The organism is Duganella sp. sic0402 (genome assembly GCF_019219065.1).
Taxonomy (GTDB): domain Bacteria; phylum Pseudomonadota; class Gammaproteobacteria; order Burkholderiales; family Burkholderiaceae_D; genus Rugamonas.
Genome location: NZ_JAHUWK010000029.1, coordinates 1 through 718, shown reverse-complemented (window position 1 = coordinate 718; position 718 = coordinate 1). Strand labels below are relative to the sequence as shown.

2 rRNA genes are annotated in these 718 nt (G+C 48.1%); both read left to right on the top strand.

The annotated features are described in order from the left end of the window. Positions 1-102: ribosomal RNA gene (locus KW842_RS27145) — 16S ribosomal RNA — on the top strand; the annotation flags it as partial. Positions 103-278: 176 nt separating this feature from the next. Continuing rightward, positions 279-718 (top strand): 23S ribosomal RNA (locus KW842_RS27140); the annotation flags it as partial.

The window sequence follows — 718 nt, the reverse complement described above, 5'->3', positions numbered from 1 at the left end:
AGCTTAACCGCAAGGAGGGCGCTTACCACGGTAGGATTCGTGACTGGGGTGAAGTCGTAACAAGGTAGCCGTATCGGAAGGTGCGGCTGGATCACCTCCTTTCTAGAGTTTGCAGGTTCTTCGGAACATGCCAAGTGCTCACACTTATCTGCTGTAACGTTCTTTAACAATCGAGAAGAAGTAAAGTTTTATTTAAGCGTGTAGAAATACACACTTAGGGTAGTAAAACTCATCATCACAAGTAGTAAATGCTTGAACTATAGCCGTCAAGGTTATAGGGACAAGTGAATAAGTGCACATGGCGGATGCCTTGGCGATTACAGGCGATGAAGGACGTAGTAGCTTGCGATAAGCTGCGGGGAGCTAGCAAACAAGCTTTGATCCGCAGATTTCCGAATGGGGAAACCCACCCTTTTAGGGTATCACTCACTGAATACATAGGTGTGTGAGGCGAACGCGGCGAACTGAAACATCTAAGTAGCTGCAGGAAAATAAATCAACCGAGATTCCCAAAGTAGTGGCGAGCGAAATGGGAAGAGCCTGTACGTGATAGTCGGACTGATAGTGGAATGCTCTGGAAATGGCAGCCATAGCGGGTGATAGCCCCGTACACGAAATCAGACCGGTGGTACTAAGCGTACGACAAGTAGGGCGGGACACGAGAAATCCTGTCTGAATATGGGGGGACCATCCTCCAAGGCTAAATACTCGTAATCGA